This is a genomic window from Rhodoferax lithotrophicus (assembly GCF_019973615.1).
In the GTDB taxonomy this organism is placed as follows: Bacteria; Pseudomonadota; Gammaproteobacteria; order Burkholderiales; family Burkholderiaceae_C; genus Rhodoferax; species Rhodoferax lithotrophicus.
This window is the reverse complement of sequence record NZ_AP024238.1, coordinates 3389902-3412581: the sequence shown is the minus strand read 5'-3', so window position 1 is coordinate 3412581 and position 22680 is coordinate 3389902. Positions and strand designations below refer to the sequence as shown.

Below are 22680 nucleotides of genomic sequence, written 5' to 3'. Positions count from 1 at the left end.
ATGGACATCCTTATCTGGCGCGCAGGCCTTGCATCAGTGCACCCAGTGCAATGCCTGCCAGCGCCCACAGCAGGCTCCAGTTGCCAGCACCCAGGCTCGCAATGGCCGGGCCGGGACACACCCCACACAGCCCCCAACCCAAGCCAAACAGCGCAGCACCCACCAGCGTGTTGCGGTTCCAGACACTGGGATGGGTATGAAAATGCTTGTCTAGCAGCGGGTGTTTGAGCAGGCGCGGGGCCAGCTTGTAGTTGAACATCACCACCAGCACTGCGCCGCCCATCACCAGCATCAGGCCGAAGTCCTTGAACTGCAAAAAGCCCAGCACCACCTCGGGCTGGATCATGGTCGATACCGACAGCCCAAAGCCAAACAGGGCACCAGATGCCAGCGTGGCCAATCCGCTGGCCAGGTTGATGCGTGACGCGCTCATGCCAGCCACCTTGCCGCGAGATTGGCCGTCAAAAAGGCCGTGGCCATGAAGGTCAGCACCGCATAGAGCGAGGGCAGTTGCAACGATCCCAGTCCACAAATTCCGTGGCCGGATGTGCAGCCGTTGCCCAAGCGTGCACCATAACCGACAAAAAAGCCGCCGACCAACAATTGCCACGCTGGCACGGCGGTGGCTTGTGCAGCGCCACTGGTAAAACCCAACCGCCACACCAGCGCACCCAGAATGAGCCCACTGGCATACACCAGCCGCCAGCCGCGTGAATCGGTGAAGCGTGCCTGCTGGAAAAAAGGCCGTTGCACCACATAAGACCAGCTGCTGGAAAACACCGTGCTCATGCCGCCAATACGTCCGGTCAGCACAAACAGCAAACCGGTGCCCGCACCAATCAAGAGGCCACCGAGCAGGTAGTGCTGCCAGCCCAAGGGAAACAGGGAAAGGGAAAATGTCATGACATAAAGGAATCTGGTTTATGAGCTAAATATAGCTCTAGTGCTTATTGAATAAGCGCGTAAAGCTATCAAATATATAGTAATAAGTTTATATCGAAAAGCGACGATGATAGGGGCTATGCGAACACTTCATGCCACCCCTGACAAAGATGCCATTGCCCTGCTTGCGCCTTTTGAGCGATTAGGGCTGGAGCACATCACGCTGGTGAGCACGCAGGCTCAGGCGTGTGCGGCCTTTGACAGCCTGACCAAGGCTCCCGCCTGGGGCTTTGACACCGAGTCCAAGCCGACCTTCAAGGTGGGCGAGTTGTCCGATGGCCCGCACATCCTGCAACTGGCCACACCCGAACAAGCTTGGGTTTTTCAGCTGCATGACCTGGATTGCCGCGCTGTGGCCGCTCAGTTGCTGGCCATGCCGGGCATTGTCAAAGCCGGGTTTGGTTTGGGTGATGATCGCAAACGCATCATCCATAAACTGGGGGTGGTGCCGGTGGGTATTCTTGAACTCAACACCGTTTTTAGGGAGCGCGGTTATCGCAAAGACATGGGCGTGAAAGGCGCAGTGGCGGTGCTCTTTAATCAGCGCTTCATCAAAAGCAAAAAAGCTGCCACCAGTAACTGGGCCAACGCGTACCTGACTGAGTCGCAACTGGTCTATGCCGCCAATGATGCTTACGCGGCCATCAGGGTGTATGTGGCGCTAGGGCTTGTCGACAGTGCCACTACCACAGTCTGATTCCACAAAAACTGATCCGCACACCACTGCTTAAAAATAAGGCATCGCCCGGATCGTCAAGCCTGGCGCGGTTTCCGGGGCTTGTGAACACGCTTATCCACAAGCTAGCCCACAGTGTGATGGGGTAACTATTTTTTAAGGTTAGTGGGTGACAAATTCGTAGACCACCTCTTCGCTGTCCACCATGTCCAGAAAATCGTTCAGGGTGTCTTCTTCTTCGGTGCTGGCCCAGGTTTCTTCCGGATTGTTGGCAAACAGAGGTTCTATGGCGATGTCCAGAAACTGGCCGTTGGGCAGTTTGAGAACGGGCGTGCCCTCAGATGTTTCAACCAGTGCCCAATCGTCGGGAACGGACATTTCAAGCTTGAGGGTAATGTGGAGTTTTTTCATGGGTTTTTCCTTTGGGTGAGGCGGGAAGGTTAACTCAAATACACATGCTCGACTAGTCGGCCATTGATCCGACTCGTTTCATGCGGCTTCAGAAAACGCTGCAAAACCCCTTCTGATGAGTGCCTCACTGATCATTGGGGAAACCGGAGTCTTTGGCCAAGCCGAGCCGTGCCGGTTTTATTGGACGGCTGGTTACTCTTGAATTCTCTAAAGATGATTTGGTTCTTATGAATCTATTTATAAGTTGTTTGAGTTTTTAAGGTGGCGCTTTACAGTCCGTACACCTACAACACGGTTGACACCTGTGTGACCCTGTGATGTAAATTTTAATTTGCACGATTTAGTCCTCTCAACCTTATAAATAAAGTGCTGATAGCTATCTGGAAGATAGCGTAAGCCGCCTCAATATTTCGCTTTATGAATGCTTTCTGGAAATTTGGTGCCGTGTCTGTTCATACGGTTGCTTCACCTGCAAACAGCGCACTTTGGGCTTCTGTGAAACGCTGGCCTGACCATGCACAGCTTGCCAGGTTGTCGGCCAACTTGTTATGGGTTTGGGAGGCACTTTGAATTTTCAGCAACTCAAATCAGTCCGGGAGACGGTGCGCAGCGGTTTTAACCTCACGGAGGTGGCGGCCATTCTTCACACCTCACAACCGGGGGTAAGTCGGCAGATTCGTGAACTTGAAGAAGAGCTTGGGGTGGACATTTTTGTCCGCCTTGGCAAGCGGCTGACAGGGCTAACGGCCCCTGGCAGTGCCCTGTTGCCCGTGGTGGAACGCCTGTTGCATGATGCAGACAACCTGAAGCGAGCAGGGCTGGATTTCAGTTCACGTACGGATGGCCCGCTGTCGGTGGCGGCGACCCATTCCCAAGCGCGCTACGCCTTGCCGCATGTCGTGCGCGATTTTCGGGAGAAGTTTCCGCAAGTCACGCTGCATCTGCATCAGGGTTCCCCCAAACAAATTGCCGAGATGCTGATCTCTGGCGAAGCCGATATTGGCGTTGCCACCGAGGCACTGGCCAATTACCCGCAATTGGTCACTTTGCCTTGCTACCGCTGGACGCACAGCATTGTGGTGCCACCAGACCACCCACTGCTGACGCATACCGAGCCGATCACGTTGCAGCAACTGGCACAGTACCCCTTGATTACCTACAACATGGGTTTTACAGGTCGCTCCCATATTGACCGTGCCTTTGAACAAGCCGGTTTGCACCCCGAAATTGCCCTCACCGCCATGGATGCCGACGTGATCAAAACTTATGTGGAGTTGGGCATGGGGGTGGGCATTGTGGCTTCCATTGCGGTGGATGCTGAACGCGACACCGCGCTACGGCTGATTGATGCCCGTCATTTGTTTGAGATCAACCTGACCCGGCTGGCCATTCGCCGTGGAACCTGGTTGCGTGCCTATGCCTACGGTTTTATAGAAACCTTTGTGCCCACCTTGAACCGGGCTGCAGTCGAACAAGCCGTAAGTGCTGCCACTCTGGAAATTTCATAAGTTGCTTATTTCTCAAGGCCGTACCAAAGAAGTCGTGCAGGTAGGCAAGGCGGCAGCGCATGTCGATGACACGTTGGCTGGCGACGGCCACCGGGCTGCCCAAAGAGGTGCTCAGGGTCACCAGCAACTTCAGGCGCTTGGTCACGGCCACCACGCTCGAGGCCACGGCAAAAGGGTCATGGCAACCGCTGCCTGTGGGGATAAGCAGGCCGTCGTAACCCAGGTTGTCGGTAGCCACGGCTACCTGGTTCAGGTAGTCGATGCTCGGCGGACGGCCGAAATCGGACTTGCCAAGGTAACGGGTATCGCCAGAGGTGGGCAGAAACCAGAAGATGTTGAGGCTCAAAATGAATCCTTGAAGAGGCGTTAAACAGACTGAATCGTCAAAGTCACATTTGACGGTCTGATCAGTCACATGCCAACGAATGTTTTCGAAGTTACTTATTCGTTGAATGGTTTCTGTGTGCCTGTGTCCCATGCGCTATTTTTTGCATATCTACATGCGAAATCATTCGAACCATTGTTGGCCTGAATGGGTACGCTTGCCCGATGCCATATGCCTTCGGGCGCTGTGGCTTTAACCTATGAAAGGAACCTATCATGAGCACAAAGCAATCTTCCATCGCCAACATTCACGGTCGCCGCACTTTTTTGCAGACCACCGGTGCGGTGGGTCTGGCCGCCAGTCTGGGTGTGTTGGCGGGTGAAGCCTTTAGTCAACAGAGCAAGGCTCCCACCAAATTGAAAGTTGCCTGGGCGCAAGGTGCGGCCTGCCATTCGCCTCTGGCGTTTGCACAGCACACCGGCATTTTTGCCAAGCACGGACTCGACGTGGAGTTGATTGACTTTCAAGGTTCATCGGAGCAACTGCTGGAAGCCATAGCCACTGGCAAGGCCGATGCCGGTTTGGGTTTACTGCTGCAATGGCTCAAGCCTTTGGAGCAGGGGTTTGATGTCAAGCTGGTGGCGGGAACCCACGCAGGGTGCATGCGTTTGCTGGCTTCCCCCACGGCGGGAATCCAACGTGTGGAAGACTTGCGCGGAAAAACAGTGGCCGTGTCCGACTTGGCCAGCCCCGCACGTGATGCCTTTATTGTGACGTTGGCCAAGGCGGGCATTGACCCGGAGAAAGAGGTCAACTGGAAAGTGTTTCCAGGTGACTTGCTGGGGTTGGCCGTGCAAAAAGGTGAAGCTCAGGCGCTGGCGCACCTGGACCCGGACACCTACCGCTTCATCAAGCAAAACAAGCTGGTTGAGATTGCCAACACCCAAAGCGGTGTTTATGCGGATCGCACCTGTTGTGTGGTTGGAGCCAGTGGCAAATTGCTCAAGAACAACATTGCTGCTGCACGCTCACTGGTACGCGCTGTGCTGGAAGTGCATGAAGCCACCGCCAAGAACCCGACCGCTGTGGCGCAAGACTATTTCAAAAACTTCAAACCAGGTGTTTCAGTACCCGAATTGGTAGAAATGCTCAGCGCCTTGCCCTACACGCACCACCCGATTGGCGAACCGTTGAAGGCAGAGTTGGTGAAGTCGATTGACGATCTGAAGCTGGTCAAAGTGTTCAAGCCATCACTTGACTCCAGCAAGTTGGCCGCAAAAATTTCAGCCAACATTCTGGTCTGATGTACCGCGTGAATGAAGCTCTGGCTGACACTGGCCCACAGTCTGTTCGCTCATGGCCCACCACGTTGCGCCTGGTTTGGCTGACGGGTTTGTTCGCTGGTTTGGCTTGGTTGCTGGCGGCTGCAGCCACGTTGGCATGGCCAGACTTGTACGAGTGGGAAAGCACACGTGAACTTGCACTGGTCGAGCTTGTTGTCGGCGCTGCACTGGTCACGCTGGCCCTATTCGGCAATCGCTTGAACGCACCAGGGTCCAGGTTGCGCTACTGGGGCCCCTGGCTGGTGGTGCTGGGGATTTTCTTGGCCTTGTGGGAAGTGGCTGTGGCGAAGTTCGGCTGGTTGCCACGTCCATTTTTTGCACCACCACAAGGCATTGTGGATGTTTACCTGGATGACTGGGAGCGTTTGGGCACCTGCGTGTTGCATACCTTGCGTTTATGGGGCACAGGTTACTTTTTGGGCATCACGCTGGGAGCTATTGCGGGTACGGCCATTGGGTGGTCGACGCGAGCCGCGTACTGGTTGCAGCCCCTCCTGAAAGTGATCGGGCCGGTTCCTGCCAATGCCTGGCTGCCCATCGTGTTTTTTGTGTTTCCCACCACTTTCAGCGGCAGTGTGTTTCTGATTGCATTGGCTTGCGGCATTCCGGTCACCATCCTGACCTGGTCCGGGGTGGCCTCGGTGGACAAGGCGCTGTATGACGTGGCGCGCACCCATGGTGCTGACAGGCGTTTTCTGGTGCGGCACGTGGCTATTCCAGCTGCTTTGCCGCATGTGTTTGTGGGGCTGTTCATGGGGTTGTATAACTCGTTTGCTGTGTTGGTGGTGGCCGAGTTGCTGGGTGTGAAGGCTGGCCTGGGTTGGTATTTGCAATGGGCTACCGGCTGGGCAGCTTATGGCAATGTCCATGCGGCCTTGCTGATCATGGCACTGCTGTGTTCGGGTCTGGTGACCTTGCTGTTTGCTTTTCGTGACCGCTTGTTGTCATGGCAAAAGGGGTTGGTCAGATGGTGAATAAGAGCACTCCTGGGCACAGCGTGTCCATTCGCGATGTCAGCCATCACTTTGATCTGGCAGCCCAGCGCGTCACGGTGTTGGAGCATTTTTCTCTGGCTATTGCAGCGGGGGAATTTGTGGCCATTTTGGGGCCCTCGGGTTGTGGCAAGTCCACCTTGCTCCGACTGGTGGCCGGGCTTGAGGCACCGCAGGCCGGCAGCATTGTGGTGAATGGCAAGTCGGTGACAGGGCCCGACCCGTCACGCATCCTGATGTTTCAAGACCCTACTTTGTTCCCGTGGCGCACGGTGCGCCAGAACGTCGCGCTGGGGCCACAGGCGCGTGGTGTACTGGAGCAGAGTCAGGACCGTATTGACCAAGCCTTGGCCCTGGTGGGTTTGGACAATTTCGCCAATGCTTTACCGCATCAACTCTCGGGTGGCATGGCGCAACGGGTGGCGCTGGCACGTGCCTTGGTCAACAACCCCCAATTGCTTCTGCTGGACGAACCTTTGGGCAAACTCGATTCGTTAACCCGTCTCAAAATGCAGGGTGAATTGGAATCACTGTGGCGCAGCACCGGCTTTACGGCGCTGTTGGTGACACATGATGTGGAAGAAGCGCTGCTGCTGGCCTCTCGTGTACTGGTGTTGTCAGACCAGCCCGCACGCGTGCTGGCCGAAGTACAGGTAGACCGGCCTTATCCCCGCAGCCGTGACGATGCCCACATCATTGCGCTACGTCAACAGTTGCTTGAGGTGCTGCACATTGGTGCGTTAACCGGGTCGAGTGAACCTGCGTGTGATGACGAGGTGCTGGCCGCATGAAACCGGGATGGTGTCGGTTATTGGGGTTGGCGGGTGGCCTGCTGGTGTTGTCCGCTGTGGCATGGTGGGCGTTGGTGTTTTGCACGGTGGTGGCCTACGACTATCTGAGCCTGACACAAGCCACGGTGTGTTTGGGCCTGTCCAACGGTATTTGCGAACTGGCCATGTCGCTGTGCAGCGCAAAGATTCGCCACTGGCTGGATATCAAATGGTACTCACCCAATTTACTGTGGGTGGGGCTGACTTTGGTGTTTGCTGGCTTGACTTTCTCGTCACGTCGCATTTAAGGAGCATTTTGAGCTGTAGAGCTTTGATTGATTGCGTGGATAGCTATATATTTAATAGCTTTTAGACCCTGCCTGACGACCCCGCATGATGCGGGGTCAGTTTTTTGGCGTGTGTTTTAAGCCGCTGCCAGTGCCTGATCCAGGTCGGCCAGCAAGTCGTCAATGTGTTCAATGCCGATGGACAGGCGCACGGTGTCAGGGCCGACACCGGCTTTGGCCTGTTCTTCCACACTGAGTTGACGGTGTGTGGTGGTGGCCGGATGGCAAGCCAGCGACTTGGCATCCCCAATGTTGACCAGTCGGGTGAAGAGTTTCAGCGCATCCTGAAAACGTGCCCCGGCTTCCAATCCGCCCTGAATACCAAAAGTCAAAATGCCCGAAGGTTTTCCGCCCAGGTATTTCAGTGCCAGGGCATGATCCTTGTGCTCGGGCAAGCCTGCGTAGTTGACCCAGGTGACTTTGGGGTGGGCTTGCAGATGGCGTGCCACCTTGATGGCGTTGTCGGTGATGCGATCCAGCCGCAATGCCAGCGTTTCAATCCCCTGCAGGATCAGGAACACGTTGAAGGGGGAAATGGCTGCGCCAATGTTGCGCAGGGGCACCAGCCGCGCACGGCCAATAAAAGCCGCTTGTTCCAGTGCCTCGCTGAACACCACACCGTGGTAGCTGGCATCCGGTTCTGAAAATTGCGGAAAGCGTTCCTTGTATTTTGTCCAGGGAAACTTGCCCGAATCCACGATGATGCCGCCAATGCTGTTGCCGTGGCCTCCCAGGTATTTGGTGAGTGAATGCACCACGATGTCAGCCCCGTGCTCAAACGGTCGCAGCAGGTAGGGCGAGGGAACGGTGTTGTCAATGATCAGCGGAATGCCGTGGCGGTGGGCAATCTCGGCCAGCTTGGCAATGTCGGTGATGTTGCCCAGCGGGTTGCCGATGGATTCGGCATAAATGGCCTTGGTCTTGGCGTTGATCAGTGGCTCAAAGGTTTCAGGCTCGCTGGCGTTGGCAAATTGCACGCCAATGCCGAGCTTGGGCAACACATGGGCAAACAGCGTGTAGGTGCCGCCATACAAGGTGGTGGCGGCAATGATGTTGTCGCCCGCTTCCGCCAGTGTCAGTATCGAAAAAGTGGTGGCTGATTGGCCTGAGGCCAGCGCCAGTGCACCCACGCCGCCTTCGAGTTCGGTGACACGGCGCTCCAGCACATCTTGGGTCGGGTTTTGAACGCGGGTGTAAATGTGACCATCGGGAACCTTCAGGTCAAACAGGTCCGCGCCATGCTGGGTGTTGTCAAACGCGTAGGAACTGGTTTGGTAAATCGGGACCGCCACGGCTTTGGTTGTGGGGTCAGGGGTGTAACCGCCATGTACGGCCAGGGTTTCAAATTTGAAGCTCATCGGGTTTTTTCCTTTCAAGGTGTGACAACGAAATCAAAACAAATGACGGTGGGTGCGTTAGCGGGTTAGCAAACCCGCGTCGATGACAAATTGCGTGCCGGTGATGTAGCGCCCACGTTCCGAGGCCAGATACAGCACCGCCGCGCTCACATCTTCAGGTTCTATCCACGGCACTGGCAACAGGTTGCCGGCCGAGCGTTCGGCAATTTCAGTGGGCGTGGCACCTTCCAGAAAGGCCAGACCATCATTCATGCCGGTGTTCACGCCCGTAGGGTGAATGGAGTTGACACGAATGCCGTGTGGAGCCAGCTCCAGCGCCAAGGCCTTGGTCAACCCGGTCAGTCCCCATTTGGAGGCGGTGTAGTGCGACAGCTTGGCAAAAGCACGCAGACCCGCCACCGATGAGTTGTTGATGATGACACCTGAGCGCTGCGCGATCAGGTGTGGGATGACCCGGCGCGACACCAGCCAGGCCCCCTTGAGGTTGATGTCCAGCACGGCATCCCAGGCCTCTTCGGTCAGCTCGTGTGCCAGGCCGTAAGCCGCAATGCCCGCGTTGTTGAACAGAATGTCGATACGACCAAAGGCGGCGACTGTCTCATGGACCGCACGGGTGATGTCTGCGTCCACCCGCACGTCACCCACAAAGGCCAGGGCCTCGCTGCCCAGTTCGTGTACCTCTTGCACCAGGCTGTCGAGCTCATCAGATTGGCCCAGGGCGTAGCCTGGGTAGTCCAGCGTGCGGGCAATGTCAAAAGCCACAATGCGTGCCCCCTCTGCCGCCAGTGCCAAGGCGACAGCCCGGCCCTGACCATGGGCAGCACCGGTGATAAACGCCACTTTGCCGGAGAACTCAGCCATGGGCTGCCTCCCCGGCGCTGTAGCCTTGAAGACTCTCATCCAGGTCAATACGCAGCGCATTGTTGAACACGTTGGTGGCGATCATCAACGTGCCGAAGGCGGTGAGTGCCACCAACTGGGTGTCATCAAATGCGGCCCTGAGTCGCCCCCACAGCACATCGTCCACGCCATTGGGATCATCGGCCAGTGCTGCGCCATAGTCCACCACCGCTGCCAGCGGCTCGGTAATGATCAGCTTGGCAGGGTCTTCCCCCGCATCCATGAGCTCGCGGCGGAAGTAGGTGGAACACAACACACAGGCGTTACCGGTGGAGATGGCATGGCAAAACAGGGTGATACCGCGTTCACCCAGAAAAGCCTTGACCTCATCACGCAATGGATACCACTGGAGCAAGGCATGTAAAGACACCGGGGAATGCGCCAGCGTGCGCTTCATGTTGGTGGCGGTGCCATGGGCAGCTTCAATACCCTGCAAAATGGAGAGGTACGGTGCCGAGGCGGTGTTGAATTCAAGTGGGGCGATGCGAGACATGCATTTAGTTAGAAAGTCAGGGGGTTTTGAGCGTAGCCAATCGCGGTTGATTTGCAACGAAGCAATACGCATGTACATATTTGGTTTTCAACAAAAAAACAAAGAAGGTGTGTTTGGGACGGGGTGTGTTGGCGGTGATGGCGGCGTATGTGCTGGCAGGCACGGCTTGGTATAGGAGAGGGTGATTTGTCCCATACCCAAGCCAAGAAGTCATGTTCAAATTGAACTTAAAGCCATGTCATTCAAGTGCAATAAGCTACATTTGGTGTAGCGCCCCAAGATCTAGAACGTCTTTTCAGCCGTGATGGTGATGCGATGTAACTTGCGGTGCTGCGGAAAATAGTCGCCCACGGCGTAATGTTGGGTCGAGCGGTTGTCCCACACCGCCAGTGAGCCCTCCTGCCACTGAAAGCGCACCTGGAGTTCAGGCACTTTGGTCAGGTCAAACAGTTGCCCCAGTAACGCATCGCTTTGCGGGCGTGGCAAGCCTTTGATGTGGCTGGTGAAGGTGGGGTTGACGTAAATGATCTTTTTTCCAGTGATCGGATGCACGCGCACCACGGGGTGCTCCACCGGCGGGTATTTGGTGCGCGCAGCACGCAGCTCTTCGCCACTGTGATCCCTGGCCAGCAGGTATTCCGTCCAGCCACTGATTTCCCAAGTGTGCACCGCAGTGAGCGTTTCGAGGTAAACCTGAAGTTCCCTGGATAGCCTGTCATAGGCGCGGGTCTGGCTGCTCCAGATCGTGTCACCCCCCAAATGCGGAATCACATGGGCATACAGGCTGGTACCCAGAGGCGGCTGTTCACGCCAGGTGATGTCAGCGTGCCAGTTGTTGGCGGCATAGGGTTTTTCTGGTGTGCTCTCGATGACCTCGATTTCCGGGTGCGCCTGCAGACGCGGGAAAAACGCCTTGACTTCGGCCACTCCGCCAAAGATGCGTGTGAACGCGATGTGCTGCTCTGGCGTGAGCGTTTGGTCACGGAAAAAGATCATCTCAAACCTGGCCAGAGCTTGGCGAAGTTCTTCCTGGGTGACCTCATTGAGCGGCTGGCTGAGATTCAGCCCACGAATAATCCCGCCAATGGTCGGGGTGTAGGGTTGAACCACAAAGTGGGTGTAGGGGGTGGTGAGGTCAGTAAGATTTGACATGGCGGGAATCTATTTCTAATGGGGGGGAGGGGTAACCTGGACAATTCAATTCGCAGATCGAGATGACAGCACTTTGCTGAACAGCTGTTTTGACCGTTGGGTGGGTCGCCATGCTGAGCGCTCGGCCAATAAAGCCTTTGCCAGCTTGTTGTTTCCCGCCCCCAAGGCCGCGGCGATCAGGGTTTGACTCAACAAGTCCCGTTGGGCATGGCTGCCGCCGATGCGAATCCATTTGTAGCGAATAGGCCAAAGCAGATCAATGACCCGTTGAAAGTTCTTTTGGCCAAAGGCCACAATGGCAGCAACAATTTGCCTGCCCACATCCTGGCTGATTTCCCGGTTGTCGCCACTTCCTTCGGTGATGTAGTGATTCAATGATTTCAGCAAGGCTTGTTGTCCAGTCGCATCCCGAGCCCCGGTACTGGCCAGCGCAATGTGCAGATCGTTAAAGACCAGCACGTGGTCGTCTGCGTGGGTCAGCCACTGGGCTGCTATTTCTTGCCACCGGTCACCCACATACAACCCCGCCAATTCAAGCCGCCAAAGCAGGGCAGCGGCATCGACCAGATCGAGGATGAAGTCGTCCTTGATCTTCGGGCGAACAAATTCGTCGTACCGCGGCAAGACTTCGGCAGCACGTCCCACCTCGATCAGGTAAACCGCCAGATGCCACCAGTTATGAACCGCCAGCCAACGGCCATTTTTCCAATGAGGACTGGTGTCGTTGAGGAACACAATGCCTTCTTCCTGGCGGCTGGACATCTCCAGCACATGAGCCACAGCGTGCACCGCCCAGGTGTCTTCAGGGTTGATTTCCAGCGCACGCCGTCCCACTTCCTCTGCTTGAGCCAGATTGCCCGCCTCTTCCAGCCCAAAGGCATATTGGCCAAGCACAAAACCATAATTTGCATTGGCGGTGTCCCAGGCTGGCAACACACGGGCGACGGAGTCACGAATGCTGTTGGAGTGGCCCAGGTAAAAGTAGGTGTCGTGTGCAAACCGCAACGCCAGGGCATCGGTGGGGTGATCCAGCAGAATGTCTTCCCAGAGTTCGGCTGCGCGGATACTTTCACCCGCTGCCCATGCTTTGGCAGCATCAAGATGCAGTTGCTCACGCCGCGTGCCATGACCGATCTGCGCCTGAGCCGCCGCAATGGCAGAAGACACCGGCAGGGCATCCCCTCGTGCGCCGTTGAGTAGCAGCAGGGAGGCTACAGCGGTATTGCCAAGGTTGAAGCTGGGGTCGTCTTGTGCGGCTTGTTGCAAAACGCCGACCGGGTCACCTTTCCAGGCGTAGTAATCGTGGATGGCTGCGTTCAACGCAGTCACAGAGGCAGCACTCCCGGTGACCGGCAGGCCTTGAAGATCATGGCTCATGGATTGTTCTCCTGAAACTTGGGCATATCGGTGATGAATTGGCGACCCAGTCAGGCCGCTGCCTTGTCCAGATCAGCCTCGATCAAATTCAGCGTGTCTGGTGATTTGTGTTGGATGTACAGGAAATAGAGCAGTCCAGCAGCAAGCAGACCTACAAACACGTAGGGCAGCAAGTTCAGTGGATACGGTGGCACAGGGTAAAGCACGCCAAAGAGCGGAATCGCCAGCAGCAACACCGAACTGACCGAAAACACGATGTGCCTGGGTTTTAATTCGCCACGGCGTTTCAGGAAGACCGGTGCACCCACGGACACCAAAACGTAAGACACCAGGAAACCGAAGGTGGCGACGCTGCCGAGGTAACCGAAGGCATCCAGCAATCCAATGCCCTGTAACGTTAAAGTCAACGACAGTGTCAGCACAATGGCTGCAGCCGCACTGACGGCTACATGGGGTGTGGCATTGGTATGGTGTGAATCTCCTGCGCGTACGTGAAGAATCCCATGATGAGAGAACGCATAGATGACCCGCGCTGCGGCATTAATACTGGCCAAAGCGGACGCGAAGAAGCTGGCTGCAACTCCCAATGAGACGACGGGTGCAAGAAAGCCAAGGCCCACACTGGCAGCAAGCGCAGAAACAGGTGCATCGGTCTTGCCAAGGTCGGGCACTTGCCCCTGGAACGCGGCAACCAGTGCATACGAACTGAGCACAAAAAAGATGCCGATGCCCAAGACCGTGGTAATCACTGAACGCGGAATCACCCGCAGGGGCTCTTTGGCTTCATGCCCCAGTACGGTGGCACTCTCGAAGCCGACAAAGCTAAAGAAAGCCAGCACCAAACCCAAGCGTGCATTGTCCAGTGTCACACCAGACAGCTGAATTTGAGATTGATCAACCCAATTGCCACTGTGCAGGAAGTAACCAGCAACCACTGCCAATATGGCAACGATGGTAATGCCCTCTACCGTGAGGGACACACGGGTAGATAGTCGGATACTTTTCCAGGCGATATACCATGCCGCAACAAGCAGCAGCAATGAAATCACAACCGAGGCGGCCAAGTCAGAGAAGTCACCGGCAATTTGGTGCAATAACACGAGAAAGTAATACACCGAGCCTGCCACAACGGCTGCGCCAGTAAACAAATAGGCGATCAGCAGTGACCAGCCTGAAACGGCACCCCAGAAAGGCCCCAAGCCTTGCCCGGCAAAGGTATAGAGTGAGCCAGGCGAGGCGGAGCGACTTGAAAAGACGTTGATGTTCAACGACAGTATCAAAAGTGCAAAAGTCGCAAACAGGTAAGCCAGCCAAGTGCCGTTACCTGCGGTGGCAAATACGGCTGGAATCACCAGTGCCGGTGACCCGGACGGCGCAATTGTGCCGACCGCTTGGGCAACAACATCAGAAAAAGATAAATGGCCTTTTTTCAAAGACCTGTTGGCAGTGATTTCCGGTGTACTCATGGCAATGATGTCCTTCAAAAGTAGGGGTGATTAAAAGTTCACAGGCCAATACTAAGGAATATTCACATTGTTATAGATAATAATATTTAATATTGAAATTTATAAATCAAATAATGAATTTGTTATTTAATAAAAAAATAAACAAATGATTATTAAATTTGCAACTTAATAAAAATGATTTCCACATAAGAAATTAACGATGGTTTTTTGAATATTCGTGACGAGCCACACCACTGACGCTACGGATCAGCGCAACAGAACGCCGGCTAAAGAAGGCTTCAGTGCGTCAATCGCTGCGGTCAGGGGCGCAGGGTCAATGAATGTGTCGAAATCAAAAGCAGTTTCCAGCAACCCCATGTCCAACAGGTGCTGGTATTTGCTGCGCAGTAGCGCAACACGGTTCGGCGAAAGTGACACATCGGCCTGTGCCGCCAACCTAGGTGAATATGCAGAGTGCAGTAGATCTTCCGGCAAGCCGGTTTCCCTGGAAAACATGCGGTGTGTCAGGTCTTCATGCGCTACGGCCCAACTGCGCGCCTCCAGCAGACGCTGTATCCAGCGTGTGACCAGATCAGGGCGTTCATCGAGCAGTCCGGATGACACGGTAAGCACGCAGGGTGTTCCAAAGCCAGAATGAGCATCTTCATTGCCAGCGAGTGGCACCACCAGTTGTGCGCCTGTGGTCGCTCGGAGAATGGCGGTGAGCGCACCGTCCGAATAAATGGCATCGACTGTGCCACGATACAGCGCAGCAACTTCTTCACGCTGCACGGCAAATTGGCTGACGGCTCCCCACAATGACTGGCCAGCCGCCTGACCGGCACGGGCATCTGCAATGTATTCGCGCTCAATCACGACATCAACAAGTTCTACGTCGTTCTCGCTTAATAAACCCAATTTGAACAAGGCCTTGATACCACCCAGCACCGAGGCGCGCCACCAATCCACATCGTCATTGACGCGCCGGGGCACAGCCAGTCGTTTGCCCTTGAGGTCCGCAGAGTTGGTGATGCCTGAGTCGGGGAGCGCAAAAAAACCATGAACCCGGTCGTGCCAACTGAGCCCAATCACTTTCAGGTCAGCGCCACGCGCTCGCGAGATCAGCGGTGGGACGTAGCCGCCAAAACGAAATGAGTTGGGCTGACTGTGTCGGTAGTGAGAAAGCTGAACCTGCTTGTCCGCTGACGCTGCGAGTGAACGCACTTTAATCTGATCCCGGGCAAACTCCTGTTCCAGCCAACCTTGCCAGATGGCAATCGATGCGGCCGTTGGTGCCGGGCAGCGGGTGTACCACAATGTGTCGAGACCCATCCAGAATACCGATCAGATGCCAATCGAAGGCGAGGCTTCGATTGATTCAAGCGAGACACCATGTTCAGTTGCCAGCGCCTGGCCTTCCTCTGTGTGCAAAAACACCAGCTGTCCATCGCGCCACAGTACTTCACGGTCAAATGAAATTGTGGCATCAAAGAGCGAGCCGCAGATATCCCCTGGGTCTGAGCCGACCATGTGAAAGTGGGTGTACCGCGGGCTACCAAAGACCACATTGCCCCAGCGCAATAGGTCATCCTTCGCCTGGCCTGCAAACCAGGTGCCAGGGTTAAAACCTGTGTGCCAGGAATTGACGCAGCGCGGGTCACCGTTGACATCTTGGGCAACCCGGTCGAAGTGTTGTTGCGCACGGAAAGCCTGAGCTGTTTCTCCTCCAAACCCTGAAATACGCCCTTGCTCAATGCTGAGCAAAAGAGGGCCATTCAGTGGCAAGATCGGGTCCGGGTAATTGTGGGTGGCCGTGGAGAGTAGCGCCAGTGACAACGCCAGGGTGCCGTTCAAGGTCTGCGCCGAGATAGGTGGCACTACCATCAACGGAAAGTTTCTGACTGTGAACGGCGTAAGTACGGGCAAGTCGGGTGTTATGCCTTTGCGCAGTTCTGCATGCAGATTTGTTCCATTTGCACAAGTGATCCTGTAGCTACTGGAAGCGGAAATTTTCCGTACCAATGCATCATGCACAGCTTGGAGAAAAGCATATGGCAAGGTTGCAAAGGAGGATGCGAGGCTGGTTGGATCGAGTGTGTAACACACGATCTTTGTGCCAACACCTGGAAATTTCAGAAATCGTCCCATCGTACCCAGTCGGCTGAAGAACACCGTGTGGTCTGCCTGGGCAATCAGTTCGAGCAAGTCCAGTGGAAATTTTTCCGGTCCAGTCACCAGCGGCGCAGCAACCACCTGAACATTCAATCCGCGTTGCCTGGCATCATGCGCGAGCTTTTGCCCCAATTGACCTTTGTAAAAAGTCTCATCGGGCTCCACCACAACGAGCAAGTTCTGATTTGCCGAGCTACCAGCGCAATGGGTGAGAAGGTTATCGATGCCTGCGGCCCAAGCTGGCTCTGTACCGTCGCCAGCACCATGTGTGGCGGAGAGTAATGCCGGAGGTAAGCGTGTGATGGGTGCAATAGTCATGCTCGGAATCGTCGCCAGTCCAGCACATCAAAGCAAGCTCAATATTTGCATAAGGTTGCTACCAAATATCACTTGGACAAACACTTGTCTGATTCCAAAATTGAAATATCAGTTTTCTAAAGGACATGAATGAAACGCTTCAAAAATTTGCTTTTGTGCCTTCCGCTGGTACTGGGTGCCTTGCTCTGTGCACCACAGGCTAGTGCGCAACAGGACAACCAGATCGATACGATCAAGAAACGCGGAAAACTCCAAGTCGGGTTTGGCAGCTTTGTGCCATGGGCCATGCGTGACAAGCAAGGTCAATGGGTGGGTTTTGAGATTGATGTCGCCACCAAGGTTGCCAAGGATTTGGGTGTGAGCGTGGAGCTCATTCCGACCGCCTGGGATGCCATCATTCCGTCGTTGATTGCCGGGAAATATGATGTCATCATTGGTGGCCTGTCCATCACCCCAGTGCGCCAGGAACAAATTGATTTCACAGCACCCTACTCCACATCAGGCCAGGGCATTGCTGCTTCCAAACAATTGGCGGCCAAGCTGAAGTGGCCAGAAGACTACAACAGCACCAGTGTCACGTTTGCATGCCGCCGTGGGGTTGCCGGTTGCAAGACCATTGAAGAAAAATTCCCCAAGGCATCATTGCGGCAGTTTGATGATGATGCCATTGCATTTCAAGAGGTCATCAATGGCAATGCCCATGCCGTCATTTCCAGCGAACCCAAGCCAGCCTACACCATCCTGAAAAATCCGGACAAGCTGTTTAACCCCATAGGCGACTACATCACCACATCGTCCGAAGGCTTTGGTCTGAAAAAAGGGAGTTCTGCCGCCGTCAGTTATTTCAACAACTGGATCAGCCAAAACAAGACATGGCTTGCCCAGCGCCATAGCTACTGGTTCAAGACGCAGGATTGGGCAACCTTGGTTCCCTGATCGATGGATTGGCTAGTGTTGTGAATTTGCAGCTGCACTCAAGCCCACCCCGGATGGACCGTCGCTGGATCTGGGGTTGGATCGATACGTCACTGCTGGTTTTGCTCATTGGTGTTCTGACCTATGTGGCTTGGCGTACCCAAGCGGTACTGCAATACCACTGGGACTGGAGCCAGGTTTGGCCCTATGTGTTGCGCTTTGATGTTGAAAGCGCAAGCTGGGTTCCTAACTTGATTGTGGAAGGCTTGCTGACCACTTTGCGCCTGGCCTTGTGGGGGATTCTGGTCGCCAGCGGAGTGGGGCTTTGCATGGCGCTGGCGCGCACCAGCAACAACTTGTTCTTGCGTATGATTGCCACTGCCTATGTTTTATTGATACGCAACATTCCCCCCGTGGTTTTTGTATTTGTTTTTGTCTATTTCATTGCCAGTCAAGTGATGCCATTCCTGCATTTTGGTGACAGTATCGCGACATTGCCAACACAGGTACAAACGGTAATTTCGGTGCTGTTTGCACCAGCCCAGGCTTTTGATAATTTTTTCCTTGGACTATTTTGCCTGTCGGTTTTTTCAGGGGCCTACGTCACCGAAATTTTTCGAGCCGGGCTGCAGTCGATACCAAAGTCGCAGATCGAGGCCGGTGAGAGTCTGGGCTTTTCTCGCTGGGACAACCTGCGCTATGTTGTTATTCCACAGGCATTACACAACGTGCTGCCGCCGCTCGCGGGCCAGTTCATCCAGCTCATCAAGGACTCATCCTTGGTGTCACTGGTGTCCATTCAGGAATTGGCTTTTATGGCACAAGACGTTCAGGTCAGTACCCAGAAAGTGTTCGAGGTTTTTGTGCTCACTGCTGTTATTTATTTTGTTCTGTGCTTTTGCTTGTCGCAGCTGTTTGCCTTTTTGGAGCGGCACGGCAAACGGGGTCAAAAAGCATGAGTGACCGGTCATCACAGACCCCCGCCATTGTCCAGCTGTCGGGTGTGAGCAAGTGGTTTGGAGCTCACCAGGTTTTGAAGGAAGTTGATTTGCAGGTCAGGACGGGTGAGCGCGTGGTGGTTTGCGGCCCATCGGGTTCGGGCAAATCAACCCTGATTCGCTGCATCAACCGGCTGGAAAAACATGATTCCGGGAGCGTAACTGTCGATGGTGTGGAACTCAGCGAAAATACCCGCAACATTGCCGCCATCCGGCGTGAAGTGGGCATGGTTTTCCAGAGTTTCAACTTGTTCCCGCATCTGACCATATTGGAAAATTGTGCATTACCGCAGATTCGTGTGCGGGGTGTCAAACGTGCGCTGGCTGAAGAAAAAGCCATGTCCTACCTGAAGCGGGTGCACATTCCAGAGCAGGCGCACAAGTATCCGTCGCAGCTTTCCGGTGGTCAGCAGCAGAGGGTGGCCATTGCCCGCTCTCTGTGCCTGGAGCCCAAGGTGATGTTGTTTGATGAGCCCACATCGGCATTGGACCCGGAAATGATCAAGGAGGTGCTTGATGTGATCATCGAATTGGCTCAAAGTGGTATGACCATGATCTGTGTCACCCATGAACTTGGTTTCGCCAAAAAAGTTGCCGATTCGATTGTGTTCATGGATGATGGCAGCATCGTGGAAAAGTCGCCACCGGAAGAGTTTTTTACCAATCCGAAAACCCAAAGAACCCGCGAATTTCTGGGTCAGATTTTGGCTTACTGAGGCGGTGATCAGTGTCGGGCACGGTAGCGACGTTCCAGCGCTGTCACGATCAGTGAAAGTGGGATGGTGATGGCCAAGTACAGCGCAGCGGTGGTCAGCCATATTTCAAATGCAAGAAAGGTGTCCGAGACCACGGTGCGAGCCTGGGTGGTCAGGTCATAGACGGCAATCACACTGACGATGGCCGAATGCTTCACCAGATTGACCAATGTCCCGCCCAGGGGCGGCAGCATCAAGGGGATAGCCTGTGGAATCACGATGTCAGTCCAGATGCGAATGCCGGGCAGTCCCAGGCTTTGTGCGGCCTCCCATTGCCCTTTGCGCACGGCTCCCACTGCTCCACGGATGATTTCTGCGACAAATGCGCCTTCATAGCAGGCTAGGCACAACACTCCGGCCCAAAGGCGTGGAATGCCAAACACGGCTGCGATGATGAAATAGAAAATCAGTATCTGCACCAGAATGGGCGTATTTCGAATCAGCTCCACATATAACCATGCCAATGCAGGACCCATGACAGAGCGCGAATAACGCATCAAGGCCACCAATAACCCCACGGCCAGTGCCAGTACGCCAGCCATACTTGCGACCTCCAGTGTCACCCACAGACCTCTCAGCAATGGCCCCCAGACCAGCTCGCCATCAATGACCCGAACCAAATAGCGCGGGACCTTGTTCCAGCGCCATTGATACCCCATACCTTGCGCACCATGAATGGCCAAATAGGCCAGCACACCGAATAAAGCGACAAATTGACCGACCTCCAGGCAGGGCAAGCGTTTTAAATGGGTTCGCCAATTGGGAGAACTATCCGTAAGACTCATTGCAATGTTTGCATCGGGGTTGTCATCAAGATAGACCGGTCTGGTGGACATCAAGGTGCGAGAAATCCGTTGATGCTCAGGCATACGCCTGGCCACGTGCTCCTGCTTTGATGCCATGTGCCTCCAGCACATCGGCATAAAAGCGTTGAGCCACCTCCGGGTGCGAACGCAGTCGGCCTTTGAGCAGGTTGCGCCCGGTGTGAGCGATCAGCGGGTTGTTGGGGTCACGATCCACGCCACGTGCTTTGGCGGCCAACTCGGGTGGTAGCACCAGCTCGGGTAACTCGGCATCCAGCCGGGGGCTCAGGAAAAAGGCGACGGACAGCCGATCCACGTTTTGTGGTGGGCTGATCACCTGGTGGATGTTGGCTCGCAAAAAACCATTCGACAGAATCTCCAGCACCTCACCAATGTTGATGACCAAGGTGCCGGGAATGGGTGGCCCATCAATCCAGCGGCCCGAGCCCTCTGGCGTATCACTGCCGTCGCGTTCCAGCACCTGTAAACCGGCTTGTGTGTCTTGCAGCAACAAAGTCAGGCACCCCGAGTCTTTGTGCGGACCACAGCCTTGGCGCGACTCACCTTCAGCGCGGCCAGGGTAGTGGATCACCTTCAAGTGTTGCACCGGAGTGCCAGAAAAAGCGCTCTCAAAAGTGTTCTCTGGCTGACCCAATGCCAGAGCCAGGGCGCGCAACAGGTGCTGACCGGCCTGGGTCAAGGTGTTTTGCCAGTCCAGCAAGGCCGGTGTGATGTGGGGCAGGGCATCTGGCCATTGGTTGGGGCCTTGAAGCCGGGTCCAGGCCGGACTGGTTGGGTTTTGTTGGATCGGTTCACGCTCGGCACCCACGTCGAGTTGTTCACGCCAGTCGCGCTCACCGCGGGTGAATTCGTCGCCAGCGGCGGTGTAGCCACGAAAGTGCGGCGAGTTGGCCATGTGAATAGCCTGCTTTTGTTCGGGGGGCAAGGCAAAAAAATCACGCGAGGCCTGCAACACCGCGTCAATTTGGGTTTGACTGGCGCCGTAACCTTTCAGGTAGAGAAAACCCAAGGTGAAAGCGGTGTCGCGTAATTGGTCAACAAAGGCCGCGCGTTGTGCAGGTGTTCCTGAAGTGAAGTCTCGCAAATCCAGAATGGGTAAGCCTGGGATTGGGGTATTGGCTGCCACATTGGCAGTGGTGGGCAAAGTGGTTGTGGGCATGTTGGCGTTCTCCTTGAAAAAATCACACCGTTGCAAACGGCGAACGGATATCTGATAAAAATTGTTGTGCGCGAGGATGCTGCGGTGCGTTGAAAAACTCATGCGGCTCACCACGTTCCAGCACCTTGCCCGCATCCATGAACAGCACCCGGTCGGCCACGTCACGGGCAAAGCCCATCTCGTGGGTGACCACCACCATGGTCATGCCGTCGCGTGCCAGTGCCTTCATCACCGTCAGCACCTCGCCCACCATTTCTGGGTCAAGTGCGCTGGTGGGTTCGTCAAACAGCATCAGCGGTGGCTCCATGGCCAGCGCCCGCGCAATGGCCACCCGTTGCTGCTGGCCGCCTGAGAGTTCGGTGGGGTGGGCGTTGGCTTTGTGCGCCAGGCCAACCCGATCCAGCAGGGACAAGGCCTGTTCACGTGCATGGGCTTTGGACAGACCCCGCAGGTGGATCGGGGCCAGCGTGCAGTTGTCCAACGCGGTCAAATGCGGGAACAGGTTGAACTGCTGAAAGACAAAACCAATGCGTGAGCGAAAGGTGTTCACATCCAGGCCGTGTGCGTGGATGTCTTGTCCATCAATGGCAATGCGCCCACTGTGAATCGGCTCCAGCCGGTTGAGGGTGCGAATCATGGTGGACTTGCCCGAGCCCGACGGCCCGCACACCACTACCACATCCCCCTTGTCGACAGACTCGTTCACATCTACCAGCGCCTGGTAGTTGCCAAACCATTTGTTGACGTTTTCAAACTTGATCATGCGGGAACCTCGGTCACAAAAGGAAAGGGGTCGCGCCGTGACAGGTGGCGCTCCAGCGCGTAGGCCAGGCGCGACAAACCAAAACAGAGAAGAAAGTAGGTCAGGCCCAGCGTGAGGTAAATCTGGGTGGGCAGGGTAAAGACCTGGATGTTGATTTGCGTGGCAACAAACGACACCTCGGCCAGGCCAATGATGTAACCCAGCGAAGTCTCTTTGATGGTGGACACAAACTGGTTCACCAGTGAAGGCAGCATGTGCCGCAGTGCCTGCGGCAACACCACCAGACGCATGGCTCGGATGTAGCTCAAGCCCAGTGAACGGGCCGCCTCAAACTGCCCCTTGGGCAAGCTTTGAATGCCCGAGCGCACAATCTCGGCCAGGTAGGCCGCATCAAACACCACCAGGGCGATCAACATGGTGGCGAACTGGTCGGTCTTAACACCGGTGACACTGGGCAAAAAGAAATAAGCCCAGAACACCACCATCAACAGCGGTGTGCCACGCACCACGTACACCAGCGCGGTCACAGGCCAGCGCAGCCAGGCCAACGGGCTCACCCGCCCCAGGCCCAGAACCAGACCCAAAGGCAGGGCCAACAGCAAGCCTGATGAGGCCAGCAACAGGGTCAACGCCAGCCCACCCAAGGGGCCCTCAGGGTAACGGCCTACCAAAAAGTAAAGCCAGTAGTTGTCAATTGCTTCAAGAAAAGTCATGCACGCAGTCCTGTGTCTGTAACG

At 55.4% G+C, this 22680-nt stretch carries 24 protein-coding genes and 1 pseudogene; 9 read left to right on the top strand and 16 right to left on the bottom strand.

Translation table 11 applies throughout. From position 1 onward, the window contains the following. Positions 1-10: 10 nt before the first annotated feature. Positions 11-433, bottom strand: coding sequence for a DUF6691 family protein (locus LDN84_RS15735; RefSeq protein ID WP_223904386.1), 423 nt, complete (start codon positions 431-433; stop codon positions 11-13). Continuing rightward, a complete protein-coding gene (locus tag LDN84_RS15730; RefSeq protein ID WP_223904385.1) occupies positions 430-903 on the bottom strand; it encodes a YeeE/YedE family protein in 474 nt (157 codons plus the stop codon). Before LDN84_RS15730 ends, LDN84_RS15735 begins: the two co-directional genes overlap by 4 nt. A 118-nt stretch (positions 904-1021) precedes the next feature. Between LDN84_RS15730 and LDN84_RS15725 the strand changes: the two genes are divergently transcribed. Then, on the top strand, positions 1022-1639 hold the full coding sequence (locus LDN84_RS15725) for a 3'-5' exonuclease (protein WP_223904384.1): 618 nt from the start codon (positions 1022-1024) through the stop codon (positions 1637-1639). Between the two features lie 141 nt (positions 1640-1780). Here LDN84_RS15725 and LDN84_RS15720 read toward each other — a convergent pair whose 3' ends face one another. Continuing rightward, on the bottom strand, positions 1781-2029 hold the full coding sequence (locus LDN84_RS15720; RefSeq protein WP_223904383.1) for a hypothetical protein: 249 nt from the start codon (positions 2027-2029) through the stop codon (positions 1781-1783). Positions 2030-2595: 566 nt separating this feature from the next. On the opposite strand from LDN84_RS15720, the gene LDN84_RS15715 reads away from it, so the two are divergent. Continuing rightward, positions 2596-3537, top strand: coding sequence for a CysB family HTH-type transcriptional regulator (locus LDN84_RS15715; RefSeq protein ID WP_223904382.1), 942 nt, complete (start codon positions 2596-2598; stop codon positions 3535-3537). Positions 3538-3610: 73 nt separating this feature from the next. Here LDN84_RS15715 and LDN84_RS15710 read toward each other — a convergent pair. Continuing rightward, positions 3611-3883, bottom strand: a pseudogene (locus LDN84_RS15710) (LLM class flavin-dependent oxidoreductase); the annotation flags it as partial. A gap of 254 nt (positions 3884-4137) precedes the next feature. On the opposite strand from LDN84_RS15710, the gene LDN84_RS15705 reads away from it, so the two are divergent. From LDN84_RS15705 to LDN84_RS15690, 4 genes are read left to right on the top strand one after another with little or no spacing between them, the layout of a single operon-like run. Beyond that, entirely contained in the window at positions 4138-5166 is a 1029-nt protein-coding gene (locus tag LDN84_RS15705) for an ABC transporter substrate-binding protein (protein ID WP_223904381.1), read from the top strand. After that, positions 5166-6179, top strand: a complete 1014-nt coding sequence (locus LDN84_RS15700; RefSeq protein WP_223904380.1) for an ABC transporter permease — start codon at positions 5166-5168, stop codon at positions 6177-6179. Before LDN84_RS15705 ends, LDN84_RS15700 begins: the two co-directional genes overlap by 1 nt. Beyond that, positions 6152-6988 carry an ABC transporter ATP-binding protein gene (locus tag LDN84_RS15695; protein ID WP_223904379.1) on the top strand — a complete coding sequence of 279 codons (837 nt, stop codon included), beginning with the start codon at positions 6152-6154 and terminating at the stop codon, positions 6986-6988. The genes LDN84_RS15700 and LDN84_RS15695 overlap by 28 nt, the downstream gene beginning before the upstream one ends. Continuing rightward, a complete protein-coding gene (locus LDN84_RS15690; protein ID WP_223904378.1) occupies positions 6985-7275 on the top strand; it encodes a hypothetical protein in 291 nt (96 codons plus the stop codon). The genes LDN84_RS15695 and LDN84_RS15690 overlap by 4 nt, the downstream gene beginning before the upstream one ends. Before the next feature lie 116 nt (positions 7276-7391). On the opposite strand, the gene LDN84_RS15685 is transcribed toward LDN84_RS15690, so the two are convergent. From LDN84_RS15685 to LDN84_RS15650, 8 genes are all read right to left on the bottom strand, one after another. Beyond that, entirely contained in the window at positions 7392-8672 is a 1281-nt protein-coding gene (locus LDN84_RS15685; RefSeq protein WP_223904377.1) for an O-acetylhomoserine aminocarboxypropyltransferase/cysteine synthase family protein, read from the bottom strand. 57 nt (positions 8673-8729) lie between these two features. Continuing rightward, entirely contained in the window at positions 8730-9533 is an 804-nt protein-coding gene (locus LDN84_RS15680; RefSeq protein ID WP_223904376.1) for a mycofactocin-coupled SDR family oxidoreductase, read from the bottom strand. Then, positions 9526-10065: a carboxymuconolactone decarboxylase family protein gene (locus LDN84_RS15675; RefSeq protein WP_223904375.1), complete on the bottom strand. Its 540-nt coding sequence runs from the start codon at positions 10063-10065 to the stop codon at positions 9526-9528. Before LDN84_RS15675 ends, LDN84_RS15680 begins: the two co-directional genes overlap by 8 nt. A 282-nt stretch (positions 10066-10347) precedes the next feature. Further along, positions 10348-11217 carry a TauD/TfdA dioxygenase family protein gene (locus tag LDN84_RS15670; RefSeq protein ID WP_223904374.1) on the bottom strand — a complete coding sequence of 290 codons (870 nt, stop codon included), beginning with the start codon at positions 11215-11217 and terminating at the stop codon, positions 10348-10350. 45 nt (positions 11218-11262) lie between these two features. Then, positions 11263-12594, bottom strand: coding sequence for a tetratricopeptide repeat protein (locus tag LDN84_RS15665; RefSeq protein ID WP_223904373.1), 1332 nt, complete (start codon positions 12592-12594; stop codon positions 11263-11265). Between the two features lie 50 nt (positions 12595-12644). Further along, positions 12645-14060 carry an APC family permease gene (locus LDN84_RS15660; protein WP_223904372.1) on the bottom strand — a complete coding sequence of 472 codons (1416 nt, stop codon included), beginning with the start codon at positions 14058-14060 and terminating at the stop codon, positions 12645-12647. Positions 14061-14306: 246 nt separating this feature from the next. Continuing rightward, on the bottom strand, positions 14307-15371 hold the full coding sequence (locus LDN84_RS15655; RefSeq protein ID WP_223904371.1) for an ABC transporter substrate-binding protein: 1065 nt from the start codon (positions 15369-15371) through the stop codon (positions 14307-14309). Between the two features lie 12 nt (positions 15372-15383). Then, entirely contained in the window at positions 15384-16304 is a 921-nt protein-coding gene (locus tag LDN84_RS15650; RefSeq protein ID WP_223904370.1) for a hypothetical protein, read from the bottom strand. Positions 16305-16658: 354 nt separating this feature from the next. On the opposite strand from LDN84_RS15650, the gene LDN84_RS15645 reads away from it, so the two are divergent. From LDN84_RS15645 to LDN84_RS15635, 3 genes are read left to right on the top strand one after another with little or no spacing between them, the layout of a single operon-like run. Beyond that, positions 16659-17465 (top strand): transporter substrate-binding domain-containing protein, encoded by an 807-nt coding sequence (locus tag LDN84_RS15645; RefSeq protein ID WP_223904369.1) that lies wholly within the window; start codon positions 16659-16661, stop codon positions 17463-17465. Between the two features lie 53 nt (positions 17466-17518). Then, positions 17519-18403 carry an amino acid ABC transporter permease gene (locus tag LDN84_RS15640; protein WP_223904368.1) on the top strand — a complete coding sequence of 295 codons (885 nt, stop codon included), beginning with the start codon at positions 17519-17521 and terminating at the stop codon, positions 18401-18403. Further along, complete coding sequence (locus tag LDN84_RS15635; protein ID WP_276572401.1) at positions 18400-19158, top strand: amino acid ABC transporter ATP-binding protein; 759 nt, start codon at positions 18400-18402, stop codon at positions 19156-19158. The genes LDN84_RS15640 and LDN84_RS15635 overlap by 4 nt, the downstream gene beginning before the upstream one ends. 8 nt (positions 19159-19166) lie before the next feature. Here LDN84_RS15635 and LDN84_RS15630 read toward each other — a convergent pair whose 3' ends face one another. From LDN84_RS15630 to LDN84_RS15615, 4 genes are read right to left on the bottom strand one after another with little or no spacing between them, the layout of a single operon-like run. After that, a complete protein-coding gene (locus LDN84_RS15630; RefSeq protein WP_223904367.1) occupies positions 19167-20066 on the bottom strand; it encodes an amino acid ABC transporter permease in 900 nt (299 codons plus the stop codon). After that, a complete protein-coding gene (locus tag LDN84_RS15625; RefSeq protein WP_223904366.1) occupies positions 20059-21180 on the bottom strand; it encodes an isopenicillin N synthase family dioxygenase in 1122 nt (373 codons plus the stop codon). The genes LDN84_RS15630 and LDN84_RS15625 overlap by 8 nt, the downstream gene beginning before the upstream one ends. Before the next feature lie 22 nt (positions 21181-21202). Then, positions 21203-21943 (bottom strand): amino acid ABC transporter ATP-binding protein, encoded by a 741-nt coding sequence (locus LDN84_RS15620; protein ID WP_223904365.1) that lies wholly within the window; start codon positions 21941-21943, stop codon positions 21203-21205. Beyond that, positions 21940-22656, bottom strand: a complete 717-nt coding sequence (locus LDN84_RS15615; RefSeq protein ID WP_223904364.1) for an amino acid ABC transporter permease — start codon at positions 22654-22656, stop codon at positions 21940-21942. The genes LDN84_RS15620 and LDN84_RS15615 overlap by 4 nt, the downstream gene beginning before the upstream one ends. Between the last annotated feature and the right edge of the window lie 24 nt (positions 22657-22680).